Below are 17,064 nucleotides of genomic sequence, written 5' to 3'. Positions count from 1 at the left end.
GGTTTATTGTCGATTACTGTCGCCTTAAGTAAGGAGACTGCAGACGCAAATGGCCATATCAGGGGCACAGACATCATGACTTACAAAGCGAATAGTGGATTTTCAGCTCCTATTAAGCAAGGTCAGATTTTTATGCATTAATTGGGTTTTAAATCCAAGGTAATGACATCGTCCGCTTCCCCACTTTTGGGAATGATAGTCACTGTGCCTTTTGTAAAAGAGCCAACCTGATAGTTTTCTTCTTCTAGGGTCACGGGGTTTCCTTTTTGATCCCGTGCCGAGGATAAATCCGCAACTTTGGCTAACTCTTCAAGAGTAATCGAGGAGCCGCGATACATGTGTTTCGTTTGGTTTTTAGTGTCTGTGGCTTCAGTGGTTTCATGACCCATGATGACAAAGGATATGGCGAGCATGGTTAATAAATACAATAGGAAATTTATCTTTTTCATGAGATTTTTCTTAATCGAATGATTTAGTGCCATAATAGATTATCTACTGCGCAACAACAAACGGTTAAGACTTGATTTTTTTATTAGTTAATTCCCTTTAATTACTTCCTTGAGCAGTCGTTGTCTTCATTGGGTCTTGTCAATATCAGTCATCCGATGGAGAGAAAATTTTTGTAAAAATCTTATCCCTAGTCCACAATAGATAAAGAGATTGAGATTTAGGATGGTGGTGACGCATGGACAAGGACAACACGGACTCGCCTTATCAAATTGGGCATGATTTTTTTTCTTACCAACTGGATTGTTGGCAACGTTCTATTTTGTTTTGGGATACCTTACGTGAACGTGCCAATAACATGATGGAGCACGAACAACAAGGGTTGCCCCCACTGCTTAATTTTAAATACGAATTAGTCCTGGATGGGAAATTATTGGAGCCTAAAACCAATTATGCCTTAGTTAAAATTCTTGAGGTTGGCGATGTGTGTTTTGAAGCGTGTTTTGATCCGCAGGCTCATCCGGTTATTATTATCGATCCCCGATCAGGCCATGGGCCAGGGATTGGTGGTTTTAAACGGGACTCTGAAGTAGGCATTGCACTTCATAGTGGCCATCCCGTGTACTTTGTTATTTTTTATCCTAACCCTGTTCCGCATCAAACGCTGGCCGACGTCTTGGCCACCCTGCGGTCCTTTGTCAAAAAAGTCCAAACTTGGCATGAAGGCAAATCGCCTATTCTTTATGGTAATTGTCAAGCGGGTTGGATGCTGGCTTTATTGGCTTCTGATTGTGTGGGATCGGTTGGCTTGACGGTCATGAATGGCTCACCGGTTTCTTATTGGTCCAACAGCGAAGACGAAGCCAATCCCATGCAATTATTAGGGGGACTCTTGGGTGGTGCCTGGAGTGCTCGCTTTCTATCGGATTTAAAAGAAGGGGTATTGGATGGGGCCTGGTTGGTCTCTAATTTTGAGTTACTCAATCCCACCACAGCGATTTGGGATAAGTATTATGGTTTATTTGATGAAATCGATGGGGAGCGGGAGCGATTTTTAGAGTTTGAACGCTGGTGGAATGGCTTTTACCAATTTAGTCAAGAAGAGATAATGGCCACGGTGATTAATCTTTTTATTGGCAATCAATTGGAGCGTGGTGAAATGCCAATTCATAAAGGATGCGTTTACGATTTGAAACGCATTCGCAGTCCCATTGTTCTTTTTGCTTCCCAAGGCGATCAAATTACCCCACCGAGGCAGGCTTTGCATTGGATAAGAACGATTTATCCTACGACACAAGCCTTGAAGGAAGCAAAACAGAGAGTGGTCTATCTTCTTCACCCCTCCGTTGGGCATTTAGGGATTTTTGTCTCAGCCAAAGTCGTTCGTTTGCACCATCGTGCCATTTTAGAGCATGGTGATGCCATTGAACAATTACAGCCAGGGCTTTATGAAATGATGATTATTAACCCAACGGGTGATCCCGATTGCAGTAAAGAGCAATACCATGTGCGTTTTGAAGAGCGTGACCTCACACAACTGTGCACAACGAGCGCCACGCAACCGTTTGACAAGGTTCGCCAAACATCCGAAGCCAATGACTCAATTTATCAAAAAACAATGCAATCTTTTGTGCAAGGCTTAAGTAATCCTTTCTTATCCTGGTGGCTTGAGAAAACTCATCCCATGCGCTTAAGTCACTATGTGTTTTCTGAAAAACTGAATCCGCTGATGAAAGCAATCGAACTGTTAGGCCCACCCATTCAAGCCAATCGCCGCAGAACCACAGAGAACAATTGTTTTAAAAAAATAGAGCATGGTTTTGCACAGATGATGAGGGATTCGTTGGAATCCGCCCGAATCATGCGTAATGACGTGATGGCAAATTGGTTTGAAGCGCTCTATAAGGATCCCGATTAACAGGCAAGGAAGTTAATTCATGGAGCGTATGACATCAAACTCTTCGTCAAGGTCCACCTCACTCTCTAATTTCTTGGTTTTATGACACTTTTTCTCATCAAAAAGAGGGATAGTTTCTCTAGCTTGTTCTTCGTATTCATTCGCTGCAAAACAATCCTTAGCGTTCATAACCATTCCTTCAAAATGATTGTTTTTGTCCTTGCCAACGACTAAAAACAACCCGCTTTATTGTTGCTATTTCCATCTCTGACCTTTAGCATAACGGATAACAATTCAATTGACAAAATAAGAAATTAACAGGGGTTAACCTAATAGCCATTTGGCTATTTTTTTATAAGAAGAAACGAGGGAATGGGATGGTTCCCTAAACTGGAATAAGGAACGCATCGACCATGATAGAAATTATCCCCAATTGGCATCCCATTTTTGTTCATTTTACCGTGGCCTTATTCACTGTTTCGGTGATTCTTTATACTGTAAGCTATTTAGCCTCATATACTCATTGGGACACCAAGCCCTTGATTGTCGAATTGGACATAGTGGCTCGTTGGTGTTTATGGCTGGCCGCATTGAGCACGATGACCACGGTGTCCGCCGGGTTTTATGCCTTTTATACGGTGAAACATGGTGTTATGGTACATGCCGTCAAAGTGATTCACCGCAACTGGGCACTAGCTAGTACGAGTGTCCTTTTACTTATGGCTTTCTGGGTGATTTGGCGTTATATTAGACACCAAAAACCGACGCTTCCCTTCTTAATGGCATTGTTCCTTGCCCAAGTGCTATTGCTCACGACGGCTTGGTATGGAGCGGAATTAGTCTACCGGTATGGGTATGGTGTTCTGACTGCCAAAGCAGAAAAGACAATATCACCGCATTAATACGATTTTTATGGAAGGATACAAACATGGTACAAAAGGACTTGCGCTGCTCAATCAGGAACTCTTTCTTTATTTTTTCCTTTTTACTGCTTGGTTCTTCTGCTCTGTTTGCCCAGCATGAGCAACATGGTGTTTCAACTCCAACACAGACTTCTCCTAAGACTACACAGTCTCAACCCAAATCTGTGAAAAACAAAACAGAACAACAGCCTACTAAAAAACAACCTGTTAAAACAGTGACTCCTCTCACCATGACCGGTGGCGCAAAGCATACAGTTAATTTGGTGGTTGCTTATAAAACGGTGAATTTTGCAGGCAAACCCAGGCGCGCCATTGCCGTCAATGGGCAAATTCCAGCCCCTACGTTACATTTTAAAGAAGGGGATGAGGTGACTATTAATGTGTATAACCATTTGGATGAGGGAACGTCCATTCATTGGCATGGTCTTCTTGTTCCTTGGCAAATGGACGGGGTGGACGGGGTGAGTCAAAAACCAATTCCCCCAAGAGGCGTGTTCCATTATCGCTTTAAGCTTTACCAAAGGGGAACCTATTGGTATCACGCCCATGCCAAGGTTCAAGAACAAGAAGGGTTGTATGGGACTTTTATTATTGACCCACCCAATCCTCCAAACTACCACTACACCAAAGATTATGTGGTGGTGTTATCCGATTGGAGCAACACGCCTGCTGAACAAGTGCTTGCGAATTTAAAAAAAGACGGCGATTATTACGGTCCTCGATTTCCCCTCCAACCCTCACTCATGAAGTTTCTTCATGATTATCGCAAAGCCTCACTCGAAGAGCGTAAAAAATTAATCGCCGATTATAAAATGATGCAACAAATGCGTATGAGTATCTATGACTTAAGTGACGTGGCTTACGATGCGTATTTATTAAATGGCCAGCCCAAATCTCATCCTTGGACCGCTCCTGTAAAGGTAGGGGATATCGTGCGGCTACGCTTCATTGGTGCAGGAGCAAGCACCATCTATCGCGTTAAAATTCCTGATGCCAAAGTGGAGATGGTGCACATTCAAGGAAATGATGTGAGGCCTTATCCCATAGAGGATTTTTGGATTGCACCGGGTGAAACCTATGATATCCTGGTTAAAATTCAAAAAAGCAAGCCTTACGTAATTTATGCTGAGTCGATTGACACGCTGGGTAAAGCCTATGGGGCCTTGGTGACTTCCCCTAATCAAGTCGTCAACACTCAGCAAGTGACTCCTTTCCCTGAGCCACTTCCTGTCACAAGAGAGATGATGGCCAACATGATGATGTCTATGAATGGCGGGGCGACGGATGGAAACCAACTGCACGGCGTGATGAATAAAAATAAATCATCAACGGCAATGAAACCCTCCATGACCATGCCTTCGCACTCTCAAACAATGGGTTCGCAAAGCGCTAAGCACTCCATGTCCTCCATGACTGTCCAAAAGAAAATGGACAATGCATCCAATCATTCCGCCCACACCTCATCCTCAATGAAATCCAAATCTTCATCGACCTTGATGAACAAGAGCATGGATATGTCGGGCATGAATCATGGCGCAATGAGTCAGAGTAAAACGTCTAACTCTGCTCAAATGAAATCTGACTCCTCTTCGACCTCGATGAATAAGAGCATGGCCATGCCGGGCATGAATCATAGCGCAATGGGCCAGAGTAAGACGTCTGACTCTGCTCAAATGAAATCTGACTCCTCGTCGACCTCAATGAACAAGAGTATGGCTATGCCGGGCATGAATCATGGCGCAATGAGTCAGAGTAAGACGTCTAACTCTGCTAATGACATGTCTATGAATAGGAACATGAAGACTGATAGGCCTATGGAGCATGGCATGTCGATGAATGATTCCATGAATATGCAGATGCCTATTGAGCCGACCATCATAGGCGATAAGATAGAGCCGCCTGATTCGGCAAAGGCCACCACCTTGGGAACCAAATACCAAGAGTTAAAAGCAGCAGTGAAAACCAATAATCCGAATAAAGCGGTCGATGGGATTATTAAAATGGAATTGTTTGGTTACATGGACCGTTATATTTGGTTTATTAATGGTCTACCAGAATACAGGGCTAAACCGATTTTGATTGAACCAGGAAAGCGTTATCGGATTATTTTTACCAACAATTCGATGATGCGTCACCCCATGCATATTCACGGTCATTGGTTTATTTTACGCAATGGTCATGGGGCTTATGATCCCTTATTGCATACCATTGAGGTAGCTCCAGGAGCTACTGCCGTTGCCGATTTTGATACCGAGGCCAGCGGCCAATGGTTTTTCCATTGCCATCATCTTTTGCACATGACGGCGGGTATGGCTCGGGTATTTCAATACACCACCATCATCGAGATTGCCAATGGCACTTTAAAACCAGAGGATTATGCCTATCAACAAGCCTACATCAATCGACCTATCGTAAGAGAAGACGAGGTCATGCCACTGGATGCTTCACTCATCAAACACCCCGCAGGGCATCATCAAGGCTTTTATCGAGCAAGCTATATTGAACTCGGTGAAGATCCCTTTCATAATGCTCAGGAAATGACGTTTAGAGGTCTCTATGGCACCGATTACAATAAACTCCAGCTGTATACTGAGGATGCTGAAATTTATAAAGGAACCGTTGAAAACGCCGACATCGATGTGTTCTATTGGCATTTGATCAGTCAGTTTTGGGCCATTAAGGGTGGGGTCAATTATTTTTATCGCCCGGGAGGTCCTTATTGGCAACCCGGTATTGGTATTGAAGGGTTGATGCCTTGGTATATTGATACCAACATTAGAACCTATTACCGTGATGGCAGTGTGAAGTTTGACATTCAGTTAGCGCGGGCTACCCAGTTGACCAATAACTTCTTCTTCCTCACAGGAATGCGCAGCATTTTGGCCACTCATACCGTAGTCAAAAATGAGATTGGCAATGGCTTAAACCAAATGCGTTATATCCTTAGACCTTATTATCGTCTTAAGCCAGGGCTTAATATTTATACAGAGTACGAACATGATGTAGAGTATGGGGCTCTTAAGCGGATTCTTCGAAGCCAGGGAGAGGCTACCACTCAAGATACAATCACGTTAGGAGTCGCTGTTCTTTTTTAAAAAGCCGAACATACATTGGAATTATTTTATGAATTCATAGGAATAAATAGTCACCTTCATGATATTAATCCATCAATGAGGAACATTATCACCTATCAATGACCTTGTTGCTTTCTCTTCTCAAGAAAATCCTTCCTCATGCCTTTAGGATGGTGACAATTTATCTGACAATACTGGGTTAAATTACCCCCAAGTTCTGTAATTTAACCGAGGATCCTGGATTTTTTAATAATTTATCTGCAGGTCATCATTTTCAAATAATGGAGTTTGCTTAATTTCTAAATTTCTTTGTTGTAATTGGTCAATTTTCACATAGGGACAATAATATGCATTAGCTATTACGGAATGGATATTAATAGTTGTTAAGTTTTTTGATCCCCTTACATATCTCTTATGAAATTCCCTTGGTGTATGGGTTACAAGAACGATAACATTTGCTCCTAACTTCGCGCCTTCATTTTTTAAAAAATTATTATCATCTTTTTCTAGATCTTTTAAAGAGGAGCGGATATCCATAACTTCATGTACATTTGGGTTTTTAATAATCCCTAAGAAACGGCAAGTCCCTGTAGGATAGGAAAAATACAAGTTAACATTTTTCGCATCTGCATTTACTTGACGTAATCCTCCACAGCCCGAATTCAAAAGAAGAATCATAAAGCTAATTATTAAATAAACAATTTTCATATCTATAATTCCTTTTATTTTAGCGTGCTTTTATCATACCCATATAAGACTATTACTTACTTTGATTACGAATAAAAGTATTAATTGTAAAAATATAAAATTAATGTCGCTTTCAATTGAGTAAAATAAATTCGCCATTTTGCATAGTGATGGCTAAGGTGCGTACCTGATTTGCGAACTAAAGTCCCTTGTCACTTGCCATCATATTTTCGGCTACTTCTTCCTCTTGTTTTTGATAGGTGGTAATAATCTGCTTAAAATAATTAATCCGCTGTTGCAATAAATTGCTTAAGGTATTTAAATGGCTTAATTGATTTTTATTATCTCGAACAAGATATTTAAGTGCTTCAATTTTTTCTGTGGCTAGTTATACTTTATTTCAGAAATGATTGCTCAAGAAGATATTCCCGCTATTTCAATAGATGAAGAAGGAATAATAACTCAAATTAATGAGCGATTTCAAAACGTATACGTTAGGCAAGCCTCTATTTACCATTATCCCAGAAGAATTTTATACAGCCCATGATATTGGTTTTTCCAGGTTCATAAAGACGGAAAAACCTACACTGCTCGGTAAACCCTTAGCCTTTTCTATTCGGCATGCTGCTGATGGAACGCTGTCTGCTGAACACACCATTTATGCTGAGAAAAAAGAAGGTAAATGGGTATTTGGTGCGCTAATTCGACCTATGGAATCTGCAAAATGAGCGAACTAAATAACCAGCAAATAAGTCACCTACGTAGCACAATTACAAAAATGGAGCATTCTATTAATGCTATTGATGAGGCTGTGATTTGGGCTAATAAAAAAAGCAATATTTGGAAATGCGGCTCTAGCTCGCATTTGTCCCGTTTCTGCCTCATTTTCCAAATATTTGGCACAAAAAACCTTCTTAACAAAAGGTTAATGCCCTTACTCACACATCAAGATTTGGGAATGAGTTCCCATACTCCTAATGCCCACCGCCGTGACCACCTTGTCCGCCGTGATGCCAATTTTGATGCCAATTATGGTGGTATCCCTTGTGGTATTGAATCCAATGCCATCTATGCCCATTCCAATGCCACCAGCCGTGTCCACCATGAGGTGTCCAGTGAGGCGCGTGATGGGGATTGGCAGCCAATATCATCGAACCTAAGTGAGAATCATTTTTAATTGATGTGTCATAGGCAGCTACCACTGTTGAGCCTATCAATGCCGTGACGGCAACAAACAGCTTCAACAGGTTAGGAGTCCACATATGTGCTCCTTATAAAGGATGTGATTGCGTTATACTAAATCACTCTAAGTTAGTCCAATAGTTATCACTATAAGTATAGTCTAAGGCAATTCTTAATTGATCAATTATGAATCAATTTGTTATCGAATCACTTGCGAATTGATACGTTACTGGCGCAATCCATCTCTATGGATGGACTATACTATTAAAGATTAATGAGTCAAAGGAGTGCACATCATGTCACCTGCATTTGGGCATCCCCCAAAGCCACCCAAGCCGCAAAAAGAGAAGCACTTTTGGAGTTCTCCTTCTGGCTTGACTGCCATCCTCATTATTGGGATTATTGGCTATTATTTGATTATCGAGCATGGTGCGCACATAGCGAGCTTTCTGGGGGCTTCACCTTTTGTGCTGTTAGTCTTGCTCTGTCCATTGATGCATCTTTTCATGCACGGGAGACACGGTGGACATGGAAAGGGCCATCACCACAAATCGGAGGATGAGAACAACAATTCTTCTGAGAATAAGGATTAATCGAAATGGAACATTCTTCTTATGCCTATGGTTTGTGGCTGTTGGTCCTTGTCAATTCGGCCATTTTTATTTTGTTTGCTTACAGTTTTACCACAACGTTTAAGGCGGGGAGAAATTGGCGCACTTTTGGGGCTTTCTCTGCTTTTGTGGTGGCCTATTTTACTGAAATGTATGGTTTTCCTTTAACCATTTATTTACTGTCAGGATGGCTTTCTAAATATTACCCTGGGATTGATTTGTACGGCCATGACAGCGGGCATTTACTCCATACCCTGCTTGGTTTGAAAGGAGATCCCCATTTTGATGTCTTTCATATCTTAAGTTTTGTCTTCATTATCGGTGGTCTTTGGGTGATTGCATCAGCCTGGGGAACTCTGTATCGCGCTCAAAAGAACCATCAACTCGCAACAAGTGGATTGTATGCCAAAATTCGCCATCCGCAATACGATGGGTTTATTCTGGTGATGATTGGTTTTTTACTACAATGGCCAACCATTCTGACCTTAGTGATGTTTCCTATCCTAATCATCATGTATGTGAAACTGGCGCATAAAGAAGAAGAGGAGACTCTTAAAGAGTTTGGAGAGGAGTATCGGCACTACGCACAGAAAACTCCTGCCTTTATCCCTAAACTTTTTTAAATCTAAGCCTATAAGGAGAATTATCCTATTTGAATCTCAAGTCTCTTCTGCTCAAGTCATGGCTCCTAATTCCTGCGCATTCTAAGATTTAAATTTTAAACTACAATTAAGTTCAATCGTTTCAGAATTTTCGGTGGTAGTGATGGATTGTAACTCTGAATCTGGTTTTTTCGATTTTTGCACCCACGGAGCATTAAAAAATTGAGAAAATTCCGGGGTAGATTTAATTTTATAAGTAAGGGTTACTTCTGTTGGTGATACCTTGTTTTTACTTTTTTCTATGCCTGCTTTAGAAAGTTTATTTTGATGTGCCTGTATTTCAACACGTGTTTTTTCTAGAGAAAGAAACCTATGGCCACTGGCAATTATTTTTGCTAATTCTTTCTCTGGAATTAATGTCATAAATTTACTGCACAGTTCCTCTTCCTCTTCTTGTGATGGTTGTTTCTCATGGTGTTTCCGGGAGTAAAGGCTGTAATCCGTTGCCATTAAATCTAATATTTCTTTTGTCGAACTGCTCACTTTAGCTCCAAATAATTAAATAATTTAGATAGATTATCCCGTATTGAGTTAGTTATATCAACCTGAATAATTAATAATCATTACTTGATCTAGCTCCGTTCTTTTTTTGCGTATTAGGGTTTTAGCCGAGCAAGCTGAAAATTACTAAAACCTAATAGGATTTGAGTGGAATACGATAAAAGTCGCATGCTTCTCCTCTTGAGAAGCTACTCCCTGCCATGAAATGCATTAGCGCCTGGGCCTAAACATTCCCTCAATGATGCTTATAAAATCCAACGCCTCTAATATCAGTCCACAAGGTGGTTTGGTGACAAAGGAAACATTGATCAACACGAGCATGTGGCTTGCCAGCAACCACTTTTGAGATCATATGAAAATGCCCCATATAATGGCTTGGTGGGGCTTGATGGCATTGAGCACAATCCCTTGAACGAGGAGATGGGTGTGTAAATTCAGGAATGCTCCAATGAGCCGTTTCATGACAAGCAGAACAATCATCGCCAAATAACTTAAAGTGCTTGTCCTTGTTTTGATGACACGAGGCACAGCGTAAAGTCTGTTCTTGAGGTGATAAGTGGGGGTTGACCAGTAATGTGGATTTATTGGATTCATTCTGCTCTAAAAAGCGCGTAACCTGCTCAATAATCAACCGTTCTTCCTCATCATTCGCATTGGAAAAGGAATGGAGTTGCTGCAGCCCTAATGAAACCAAAGCATTATGATCCATCTGAGTTATGCGTGCCTTGCTGCCTTGATGCTCTCTATGACACTCGACACAACTGCCTATGTTGGCATGAAATGAGGTCGGTTGGCGTTTTAAAAGAGATTCGTTGTTGGCATGGCAGGCAATACAATTCACTGCCTCAACTCCTTTCACTGGGGTATGACACGCAGTGCAGTTGTGACTTAAAAAAGAGTGGGCCTTGGAAAGCTCCCCAGGGCTTGCCATTCTTTGCCACTCGGCCAAGTTCGTCAAACTGCTCACCTCGTCTCCATGATAAGACAGGTAATAGGCCACAAAAGACAGGGTCGCTATCACGGTAAGGGCAGAGAATGTAGCCCAGCGAAGCTTCATTGAAACCACCTTAATCCAAAATAAATTCCAGACCACACGTGCAAACCCAGCAGAACATACAATATCAGTGCTGTAATAATGTGACATGCTAACCATTTTTGAAACAGGCGCTTGAAGTGCTCGTGAAAACGAATGGCATATTCCAGCTCAGAGATGGCATCCGCCAAGCACAAAGCGCGTACCTCTGCTGACTTGATTAAATGACCATCCAATGCGGTGTCTTCAAGCAACCAGGAAAGAAAGCGAGCGGTCATCAGGTGTAATTTCCCGATGTTTTGCTTGGAGGGTGCGCTTGCTTGTAATTCTTGAGCCACGATTTGGTATTGCTTTTGTAATCCCATCAAGATTGTCTTTTTTTCATCGATTTCATGAGCCATAAAGCCCATGAGATAACGGCCAATAAAACCACTGAGCGTGACAATAAGCGTCATAGCAGTCAAAGCAATACCTAAAGCGCTATTAAATTTATGCCCTGTATGAATCAAGATCAAGATAGAGCCAATAATGCCGGTGTAAATATGCCATGACAATAGGGTATTCATGGAGACATACCGTGTGACCCAATTCTTCAAAAAGGAAATGCGCTTAATGAAGAGATAAAGTAGTGGAATCAGCATCAATATCGAGCCACTCACGCCAAAAACACCACCCCAAAAACTCCCGGAAAAACGAGAAGACGTATGGACTGCAAAGCCCAGCCATGTGATAAGCATGAACAGGATTAAGCCCAAAACCATCAGACGTCCTTGCGCATTCATTAAGCATCCACCTCAATATTTTTGGTCGCTTTGGCCTGACAGGCTAAGATAAGCCCCTGTTGTTTGTCTTCCGTTGAAAGAGCATCTTCACAAGCCATGGTCACCTCTCCTGACAGCAATTTTACTTTGCATAACCCGCATTGCCCAGTTCGACATGCATTATCAATAGTAACACCATTGGCTTCCGCGATTTCAAGAAGGGTGCGGTCTGGCAGAATCGGAACCATTTTTTCAGATTTCCGAAAAGAAACCATCGAACGGGTATCGGCTTTGATGAAGTCTTCCTGGGCTATTTCTGGTTTTTTTTCTGGTCCAAACGCTTCCGTTAAAATCAAATCAGCAGGCACGTTAAGCTCTTTTAAGCTAGCAAGGATTGCTTCCATCATCGCAGGAGGACCGCAAACGTGGATACGATGAGAGGCAATATCAGGGACAAGATGGCTGATGATGTTCTTGGTAAACAGGCCTTGTAACCCCATCCAAACGGCTCCCTCTGAACGCAGCATTGACGCGTACACATGGAGATTCAGGTATCTTTCTTGAAGTTGCTCTAATTCTTCGCGAAAGATAAACTCACTCGTCGTGCGACAACAGTACAGCAAATAAATGTCGTTGTGCCATCCAATATCGGTGAGATAGCGGATGATGCTCATCATTGGGGTAATACCCACCCCGCCACAAATCATTACGATGCTCTTTGCCTCTTCCCCAGTAAAAGTAAATTTACCATTAGGTCCCATCACATCCAGTAAATCCCCTTCCTTAATTTCGTCATGCAAGTAACGAGAAAACAAGCCTTGCTCTTCTCGCTTGACCGTAATGGCACAATAATGCAATTGGGTTGGGGTGGACGCCATGGTATAACTGCGCCTTACCGTTTTGCCATTAATTAATGCAGTAAGCGTAATGAACTGGCCAGGATAATAGGTAAATGGTAAAGCCACCTCATGGGTGGATGCCAAATGATACGTTTTGATTCCTGGTGCTTCTTGAAAGATACGACAAACACGAAGTGTTCCTTCCCACTTCTCTTCCGGTTCGGTGAGCGAACGCATGACTGGAAATTGTGGAACTGGGCATTTATGGGCGGGACAGGTAGGAGGGGTAGTTGGAGCAATCTCTGATGGCAACTTAGACACTTGAGAGGACTTAAGGGACTCTGCTGATAAGGATGGGGTTGGTTCAGGTGTTTTTGAAGATTGGGGTGTGGCATCCAAAGAAACAGCCGCATTTTGTTGGGTTAAGCGATCGAGCAAAGCAGCCGCTCTTCTCATTTTGAAAAAATACATCCAAATCATAATCAAAAAAAACAGAGCAAATAGCGCGATAATCGTTAAATGAAAAAAAGGACCGCCTAAGATATTCTCAGATTGAGGAGGACTTGGAAGAAGATTCATTTCACGTTTAAACCACTGCAATGCAATGTCGCGAGGATTTTTTCCTTCAGAAAGTGCGCGAAGTGCGGCCAGTGCACTCTCATATTGTGCTATTCCTTCCCGTAATTTCTCTAAGGCCTCCTGCATTTTAGCGTAATTGTTCTTATTGGCTGCGGACAAAAGCTCGTTAAGCCCACCTTTCATGAGCGCAATGCCGGATGTGATGCGTTGATGGGCCATTTGTTGAATTGCAAGGCGCTTTTCAGGGGATAATGTGGGTAAATTCATTAAAGAAGGGTACAGTTCCTTAGAGGGAGTGCCTATGTTTTTCATCATGCCACCCATTCCCTCGCCTTCTTTCTCTTTTTCTCCTTGATGATGTGCGGCATGGTCTTGTGCTGTGGTTTGAGCAAAGGAGGCAGGAGCCATCGTCAACAGGAAGGAAATGGATACTGTTTGAACCCATCTAAGCAGGATAAACTTTTTAATGTATTGAAGCTGCATCCTTTCCCTCCAAAGCGCACTTAAAATATCGATTCATGACATGGTTTTAAGTGGGATAGTCAACACGAGTGCCTTTCTTATTCACTCAAAGACCTTTTTGTATTTTAAGCTGAGATTATTTGTTTTCCCGCCTCCTATTAGTTTATCCCATATTCTGTAACAAATTTCCAATAACTCAAAAGGGAATGACTAGGAATTCGTGCAGTAAGTTATTCCATGGATTAGAAATTCAGCCAAATCAGTATGTTATAGTATTTTCTAAGGGAGCTCATGACCAATAATCGCTTGGGCACTTTGCAAAATATTCTGAATTTCTTCCGTAATTTCTTCTTGGCGCAGTAAATTAAGACGATTGTTTAATGCACTTTTTTTATTTTCTAAGCGATCTAATGCCTGGTTTAAATGAACAAGTCGTTGATGATTTTCCGCAAAAAACGATTGATAAAAAATCGAATAGCACATGGCAAGTAAATAATGCTCCATCAAGTCAGCGAAAAACTGGTCTTTGGATGCATTCAAAATGGGTGGCACAGAAAAATGATGCGTAAGACTTGTGTCCAATTCTTTAAAGGGCTGCCAGGTTTTTACTTGAATTTGATTGTGCTCTTCCTCATTGAAGAGGATAGTCCATTGCCAAGAATGCCAGGTTTTATTTTTTTGTAATAAGGCTTTTTCTAACGTGTGTAACACGTTTGAAATCACGGCCGGGATTTCTTCAATGGCATTGGGTCCATCGATTGTTGCCATGACACGAGGGTCATTAGGCATTTTTAATGCCAGTTTATGCCCTACAAGAACGAGTGCTGGCTCTGATTCAGAATGTTGCTCTTTGAGGGCGTCTAGTTGATGAAGCACATTATCATTAAAAGAGCCACAAAAGCCTCGTTCTGAGCCAATAAGAATAGAAACTAATGGGGGATTCTCTTGTTGATTCATGGGGGGCATGGGATAAAAACTTAAAAAATCATGGCTTACCTCACGAATGGTTTTAATGACGTTGTCCTGCAGGGCAAGACATTGGGTGATTTTGCCTAGTTCAATTAAAGAAAGATTTTTCATGGCCGTCATGATGTGGCCAATTTCTTCTAAAGTATGAAGATGTTCTTTTAATTTCGTTCGCTTCGTCATAAAACCATCCAAGGTCAATGAGATTCATTATTTGGGAATGGATAATGAATCAGGTTATGCCATTAGCCATTCTTTTATCGCTTTTTTCCATTGTTCTCGAGGGCTTTCCAATGACCAATTACTCTGTTTTATTGCTTCCTCTATTTTTTTGAGGATGTTGGGGATGTCTTCTAAATTCAATTCGTCAAAGAAGCCCTCATTGTAAGCAATAAGCCATGCAAGTTGAAATTCAATGGGTAGTGGTGAAAACCGTTCTTGTTTCAGCATTTCTCTTAAAATTCGCCCTTTTTGAATCTGCTTTTGCATTTTGGCATCCAGTTTCGCCCCAAAGCGGGTGAACAGTTCCAAATCAAGAAATTGCATGTAATCCAGTTTCATGCGACCGGCTTCTTTTTTAATTTGCGGATGCTGCGCTTTACCACCGACTCGGGAGACCGATTTGGTGATATCAATGGCTGGAAGAAATCCAGAAGAAAATAAGGGTTCATCAAAAAAGATTTGCCCATCGGTGATTGAGATGAGATTCGTAGGAATATAAGAGGCCATTTCACCTTCTTTGGTTTCAATAATAGGCAACGCCGTCATACTGCCGCCGCCCATGGCCGGGGAAAGACAGGTGGAGCGCTCTAATAAACGGGAATGCAGATAAAAAATGTCCGCAGGAAATGCTTCACGACCAGGGGGTCTACGCAGTAGGAGGGACAGTTCACGATAACTATTGGCATGAGCACTCAAATCATCATAGACCACCAGGGTATCTAAGCCCTTGTTCATCCAGTGTTCGGCAATGGCGCACCCTGCAAAAGGGGCCAGATAAAGTAATCCTGGTAAAGCTGTCGCTTGGGCCACCACAACCGTCGTATAGTCCAAGGCATTGGCTTTTTTTAATAATTGAATGGTCGTGCTTACTGTGGAGCGCTTTTGGCCAATCAACACATAGACACAATACACTTTTTTATCTTTTTGATTCAGTACAATGTCGATGGCCAGAGCGCTTTTACCAAGCCCATTATCCCCAATCAGTAACTCCCTTTGTCCTTTTCCAATGGGAATTAAATTATCAATCATCTTATTTCCTGTGTACAATGGCTGATTCACAAAGTCGCGGTGAAGAATAGGTGGGGACAGCTTATCCAGTAATCCTTGTTCCTCACAGGGAGGAATCTCACCACCATCTAATGGATGGCCTAAGGGATCAATCACCCGCCCAAGCAGTTTATCGCCTACAGGAATACTCAATACGCGTTTCAGAGGAAAAATAGGGGTGCCTGCTTTTAATTTTTTGGTTTGTACCAGCATCACAGCGCCAACTAAGTCTTCGGTGAGATGGAACACCATCGCGATACAGCATTCATCTTCTGAAATAAGAATTTCATCGATGGCAGCCCCTGGTAAGCCCTTAATCCAGATAATCCCATCTCCGACAGAAACCACCTGCCCCTGTTCGGATACCTTGATTTGAAATTGATAACCTTCAAGGCGTTGTCGTTGCTTCTCAAGAAAAGAAGGAGGGTTAGGCCAATTCATTTTTTGTCTCTGTAAAGAATTTTAATTCATCACGAAGATTGGCTTGCAAGCACATGGGGCCCATTTGCAGGGTTAATCCCGCGAGAAGCTTCGGGTTTTCTGTAAAACAGACTGTAAGTTTTTTTGGCACTAATTGTTCAATGACTTGTAATAAACTCTGTTTTTGGTGTTCTTTGATGGGGTAGGCCGTTTGTATAGAAACGGTTTCTTCTTCAGGCACAGTATTGAGCCATTGCCATTGTTCTACCGGAACATGATGGAGCTCATCAATGGTTTTTTTAATGATTTTCTCTTCAAGATGGGCATCTGCAAAAGGTATTAACAATTTTTTAGCAAATTTCCCAGCCAAAAGAAACGCTTCCCTGGCATTGTTTTCAATGATGGCTGAGGCTTTTTGCATTTCATGGGAAAAAATCTGCTCTTTTTCTTGGCTCAATTGTTGTTCAAAACGAAGTCTTTCTTCCGATTTCCATCGTTCCATCGCTTCATGCCACTCGTTCTGCAGGGTCGCTTTCTCTTGCTGCCAATCGCTAAGACGATGTTCATAGGTTGTTTGCAATTGCGTTGCTTCCTTGTGTAGTGTTTCTGCATTTTCTAATTGTTCTTGCACCCTTTTTTTTCGTTCTAATAGGGTTTTTTGTAGGGGCGCATAAAGAAAGCGTTTCAAAATCCAAATGAGAATCAGAAAATTAATGAGTTCTAATGAAAAAGTGGTCCAAGAGAGTTCCAT

18 protein-coding genes are annotated in these 17,064 nt (G+C 41.9%); 7 read left to right on the top strand and 11 right to left on the bottom strand.

What is annotated here, in order from left to right; all coding sequences use genetic code 11:
• Nucleotides 1-137: 137 nt before the first annotated feature.
• Nucleotides 138-449, bottom strand: coding sequence for a hypothetical protein (locus tag KYQ_RS10365; protein WP_019350031.1), 312 nt, complete (start codon nucleotides 447-449; stop codon nucleotides 138-140).
• Between the two features lie 236 nt (nucleotides 450-685).
• On the opposite strand from KYQ_RS10365, the gene KYQ_RS10360 reads away from it, so the two are divergent.
• Complete coding sequence (locus tag KYQ_RS10360; RefSeq protein WP_019350030.1) at nucleotides 686-2,365, top strand: DUF3141 domain-containing protein; 1,680 nt, start codon at nucleotides 686-688, stop codon at nucleotides 2,363-2,365.
• A 12-nt stretch (nucleotides 2,366-2,377) separates the two neighbouring features.
• On the opposite strand, the gene KYQ_RS19145 is transcribed toward KYQ_RS10360, so the two are convergent.
• Nucleotides 2,378-2,533 carry a hypothetical protein gene (locus KYQ_RS19145; RefSeq protein ID WP_019350029.1) on the bottom strand — a complete coding sequence of 52 codons (156 nt, stop codon included), beginning with the start codon at nucleotides 2,531-2,533 and terminating at the stop codon, nucleotides 2,378-2,380.
• 224 nt (nucleotides 2,534-2,757) lie between these two features.
• On the opposite strand from KYQ_RS19145, the gene KYQ_RS10350 reads away from it, so the two are divergent.
• A complete protein-coding gene (locus KYQ_RS10350) occupies nucleotides 2,758-3,246 on the top strand; it encodes a DUF2231 domain-containing protein (RefSeq protein WP_019350028.1) in 489 nt (162 codons plus the stop codon).
• A gap of 26 nt (nucleotides 3,247-3,272) precedes the next feature.
• Entirely contained in the window at nucleotides 3,273-6,362 is a 3,090-nt protein-coding gene (locus tag KYQ_RS10345; RefSeq protein WP_019350027.1) for a multicopper oxidase domain-containing protein, read from the top strand.
• Nucleotides 6,363-6,587: 225 nt separating this feature from the next.
• Here the strand turns inward: KYQ_RS10345 and KYQ_RS10340 are convergent, their stop codons facing one another.
• Together KYQ_RS10340 and KYQ_RS18910 are read right to left on the bottom strand one after the other, a co-directional pair.
• Nucleotides 6,588-7,049 (bottom strand): DUF4156 domain-containing protein, encoded by a 462-nt coding sequence (locus tag KYQ_RS10340; protein ID WP_019350026.1) that lies wholly within the window; start codon nucleotides 7,047-7,049, stop codon nucleotides 6,588-6,590.
• A 178-nt stretch (nucleotides 7,050-7,227) separates the two neighbouring features.
• Complete coding sequence (locus tag KYQ_RS18910) at nucleotides 7,228-7,401, bottom strand: CHASE3 domain-containing protein (RefSeq protein WP_229309632.1); 174 nt, start codon at nucleotides 7,399-7,401, stop codon at nucleotides 7,228-7,230.
• A gap of 97 nt (nucleotides 7,402-7,498) precedes the next feature.
• On the opposite strand from KYQ_RS18910, the gene KYQ_RS10335 reads away from it, so the two are divergent.
• The 4 genes from KYQ_RS10335 to KYQ_RS10320 all read left to right on the top strand — a co-directional run bounded on the left by KYQ_RS10335 (nucleotide 7,499) and on the right by KYQ_RS10320 (nucleotide 9,444).
• Nucleotides 7,499-7,756: a hypothetical protein gene (locus tag KYQ_RS10335; protein ID WP_019350025.1), complete on the top strand. Its 258-nt coding sequence runs from the start codon at nucleotides 7,499-7,501 to the stop codon at nucleotides 7,754-7,756.
• On the top strand, nucleotides 7,753-8,205 hold the full coding sequence (locus tag KYQ_RS19140) for a hypothetical protein (RefSeq protein ID WP_019350024.1): 453 nt from the start codon (nucleotides 7,753-7,755) through the stop codon (nucleotides 8,203-8,205). Before KYQ_RS10335 ends, KYQ_RS19140 begins: the two co-directional genes overlap by 4 nt.
• A gap of 301 nt (nucleotides 8,206-8,506) precedes the next feature.
• The gene (locus KYQ_RS10325; protein WP_019350023.1) at nucleotides 8,507-8,803 is read left to right on the top strand and encodes a DUF2933 domain-containing protein; all 297 of its coding nucleotides are present in this window, start codon (nucleotides 8,507-8,509) and stop codon (nucleotides 8,801-8,803) included.
• A 5-nt stretch (nucleotides 8,804-8,808) separates the two neighbouring features.
• Complete coding sequence (locus tag KYQ_RS10320) at nucleotides 8,809-9,444, top strand: methyltransferase family protein (RefSeq protein WP_019350022.1); 636 nt, start codon at nucleotides 8,809-8,811, stop codon at nucleotides 9,442-9,444.
• 81 nt (nucleotides 9,445-9,525) lie between these two features.
• On the opposite strand, the gene KYQ_RS10315 is transcribed toward KYQ_RS10320, so the two are convergent.
• The 7 genes from KYQ_RS10315 to KYQ_RS10285 all read right to left on the bottom strand — a co-directional run bounded on the left by KYQ_RS10315 (nucleotide 9,526) and on the right by KYQ_RS10285 (nucleotide 17,064).
• Nucleotides 9,526-9,966: a hypothetical protein gene (locus KYQ_RS10315; protein ID WP_019350021.1), complete on the bottom strand. Its 441-nt coding sequence runs from the start codon at nucleotides 9,964-9,966 to the stop codon at nucleotides 9,526-9,528.
• A gap of 253 nt (nucleotides 9,967-10,219) precedes the next feature.
• Nucleotides 10,220-11,041: a cytochrome c3 family protein gene (locus KYQ_RS10310; RefSeq protein WP_019350020.1), complete on the bottom strand. Its 822-nt coding sequence runs from the start codon at nucleotides 11,039-11,041 to the stop codon at nucleotides 10,220-10,222.
• Nucleotides 11,038-11,799 (bottom strand): hypothetical protein, encoded by a 762-nt coding sequence (locus KYQ_RS10305; protein ID WP_019350019.1) that lies wholly within the window; start codon nucleotides 11,797-11,799, stop codon nucleotides 11,038-11,040. Before KYQ_RS10305 ends, KYQ_RS10310 begins: the two co-directional genes overlap by 4 nt.
• Nucleotides 11,799-13,679 (bottom strand): 2Fe-2S iron-sulfur cluster-binding protein, encoded by a 1,881-nt coding sequence (locus tag KYQ_RS10300; RefSeq protein WP_019350018.1) that lies wholly within the window; start codon nucleotides 13,677-13,679, stop codon nucleotides 11,799-11,801. Before KYQ_RS10300 ends, KYQ_RS10305 begins: the two co-directional genes overlap by 1 nt.
• A 258-nt stretch (nucleotides 13,680-13,937) precedes the next feature.
• On the bottom strand, nucleotides 13,938-14,807 hold the full coding sequence (locus tag KYQ_RS10295) for a F0F1 ATP synthase subunit gamma (protein WP_019350017.1): 870 nt from the start codon (nucleotides 14,805-14,807) through the stop codon (nucleotides 13,938-13,940).
• A gap of 54 nt (nucleotides 14,808-14,861) precedes the next feature.
• Nucleotides 14,862-16,334, bottom strand: coding sequence for a F0F1 ATP synthase subunit alpha (locus tag KYQ_RS10290; RefSeq protein ID WP_019350016.1), 1,473 nt, complete (start codon nucleotides 16,332-16,334; stop codon nucleotides 14,862-14,864).
• The gene (locus KYQ_RS10285; RefSeq protein ID WP_019350015.1) at nucleotides 16,321-17,064 is read right to left on the bottom strand and encodes a F0F1 ATP synthase subunit delta; all 744 of its coding nucleotides are present in this window, start codon (nucleotides 17,062-17,064) and stop codon (nucleotides 16,321-16,323) included. The genes KYQ_RS10290 and KYQ_RS10285 overlap by 14 nt, the downstream gene beginning before the upstream one ends.

This window comes from Fluoribacter dumoffii NY 23, from assembly GCF_000236165.1.
GTDB classification, from domain to species: Bacteria; Pseudomonadota; Gammaproteobacteria; order Legionellales; family Legionellaceae; genus Legionella; species Legionella dumoffii.
Note: the sequence above shows the minus strand (reverse complement) of the source record. Positions and strands in the feature narration are given on the sequence as shown.

What these genes read in the sequence shown, in the direction of transcription:
- KYQ_RS10365 (WP_019350031.1), bottom strand. Translation starts at nt 449, where the DNA reads ATGAAAAAGATAAATTTCCTATTGTATTTATTAACCATGCTCGCCATA.
- KYQ_RS10360 (WP_019350030.1), top strand. Translation starts at nt 686, where the DNA reads ATGGACAAGGACAACACGGACTCGCCTTATCAAATTGGGCATGATTTT.
- KYQ_RS19145 (WP_019350029.1), bottom strand. Translation starts at nt 2,533, where the DNA reads ATGAACGCTAAGGATTGTTTTGCAGCGAATGAATACGAAGAACAAGCT.
- KYQ_RS10350 (WP_019350028.1), top strand. Translation starts at nt 2,758, where the DNA reads ATGATAGAAATTATCCCCAATTGGCATCCCATTTTTGTTCATTTTACC.
- KYQ_RS10345 (WP_019350027.1), top strand. Translation starts at nt 3,273, where the DNA reads ATGGTACAAAAGGACTTGCGCTGCTCAATCAGGAACTCTTTCTTTATT.
- KYQ_RS10340 (WP_019350026.1), bottom strand. Translation starts at nt 7,049, where the DNA reads ATGAAAATTGTTTATTTAATAATTAGCTTTATGATTCTTCTTTTGAAT.
- KYQ_RS10335 (WP_019350025.1), top strand. Translation starts at nt 7,499, where the DNA reads ATGAGCGATTTCAAAACGTATACGTTAGGCAAGCCTCTATTTACCATT.
- KYQ_RS19140 (WP_019350024.1), top strand. Translation starts at nt 7,753, where the DNA reads ATGAGCGAACTAAATAACCAGCAAATAAGTCACCTACGTAGCACAATT.
- KYQ_RS10325 (WP_019350023.1), top strand. Translation starts at nt 8,507, where the DNA reads ATGTCACCTGCATTTGGGCATCCCCCAAAGCCACCCAAGCCGCAAAAA.
- KYQ_RS10320 (WP_019350022.1), top strand. Translation starts at nt 8,809, where the DNA reads ATGGAACATTCTTCTTATGCCTATGGTTTGTGGCTGTTGGTCCTTGTC.
- KYQ_RS10310 (WP_019350020.1), bottom strand. Translation starts at nt 11,041, where the DNA reads ATGAAGCTTCGCTGGGCTACATTCTCTGCCCTTACCGTGATAGCGACC.
- KYQ_RS10305 (WP_019350019.1), bottom strand. Translation starts at nt 11,799, where the DNA reads ATGAATGCGCAAGGACGTCTGATGGTTTTGGGCTTAATCCTGTTCATG.
- KYQ_RS10300 (WP_019350018.1), bottom strand. Translation starts at nt 13,679, where the DNA reads ATGCAGCTTCAATACATTAAAAAGTTTATCCTGCTTAGATGGGTTCAA.
- KYQ_RS10295 (WP_019350017.1), bottom strand. Translation starts at nt 14,807, where the DNA reads ATGACGAAGCGAACGAAATTAAAAGAACATCTTCATACTTTAGAAGAA.
- KYQ_RS10290 (WP_019350016.1), bottom strand. Translation starts at nt 16,334, where the DNA reads ATGAATTGGCCTAACCCTCCTTCTTTTCTTGAGAAGCAACGACAACGC.
- KYQ_RS10285 (WP_019350015.1), bottom strand. Translation starts at nt 17,064, where the DNA reads ATGGAACTCTCTTGGACCACTTTTTCATTAGAACTCATTAATTTTCTG.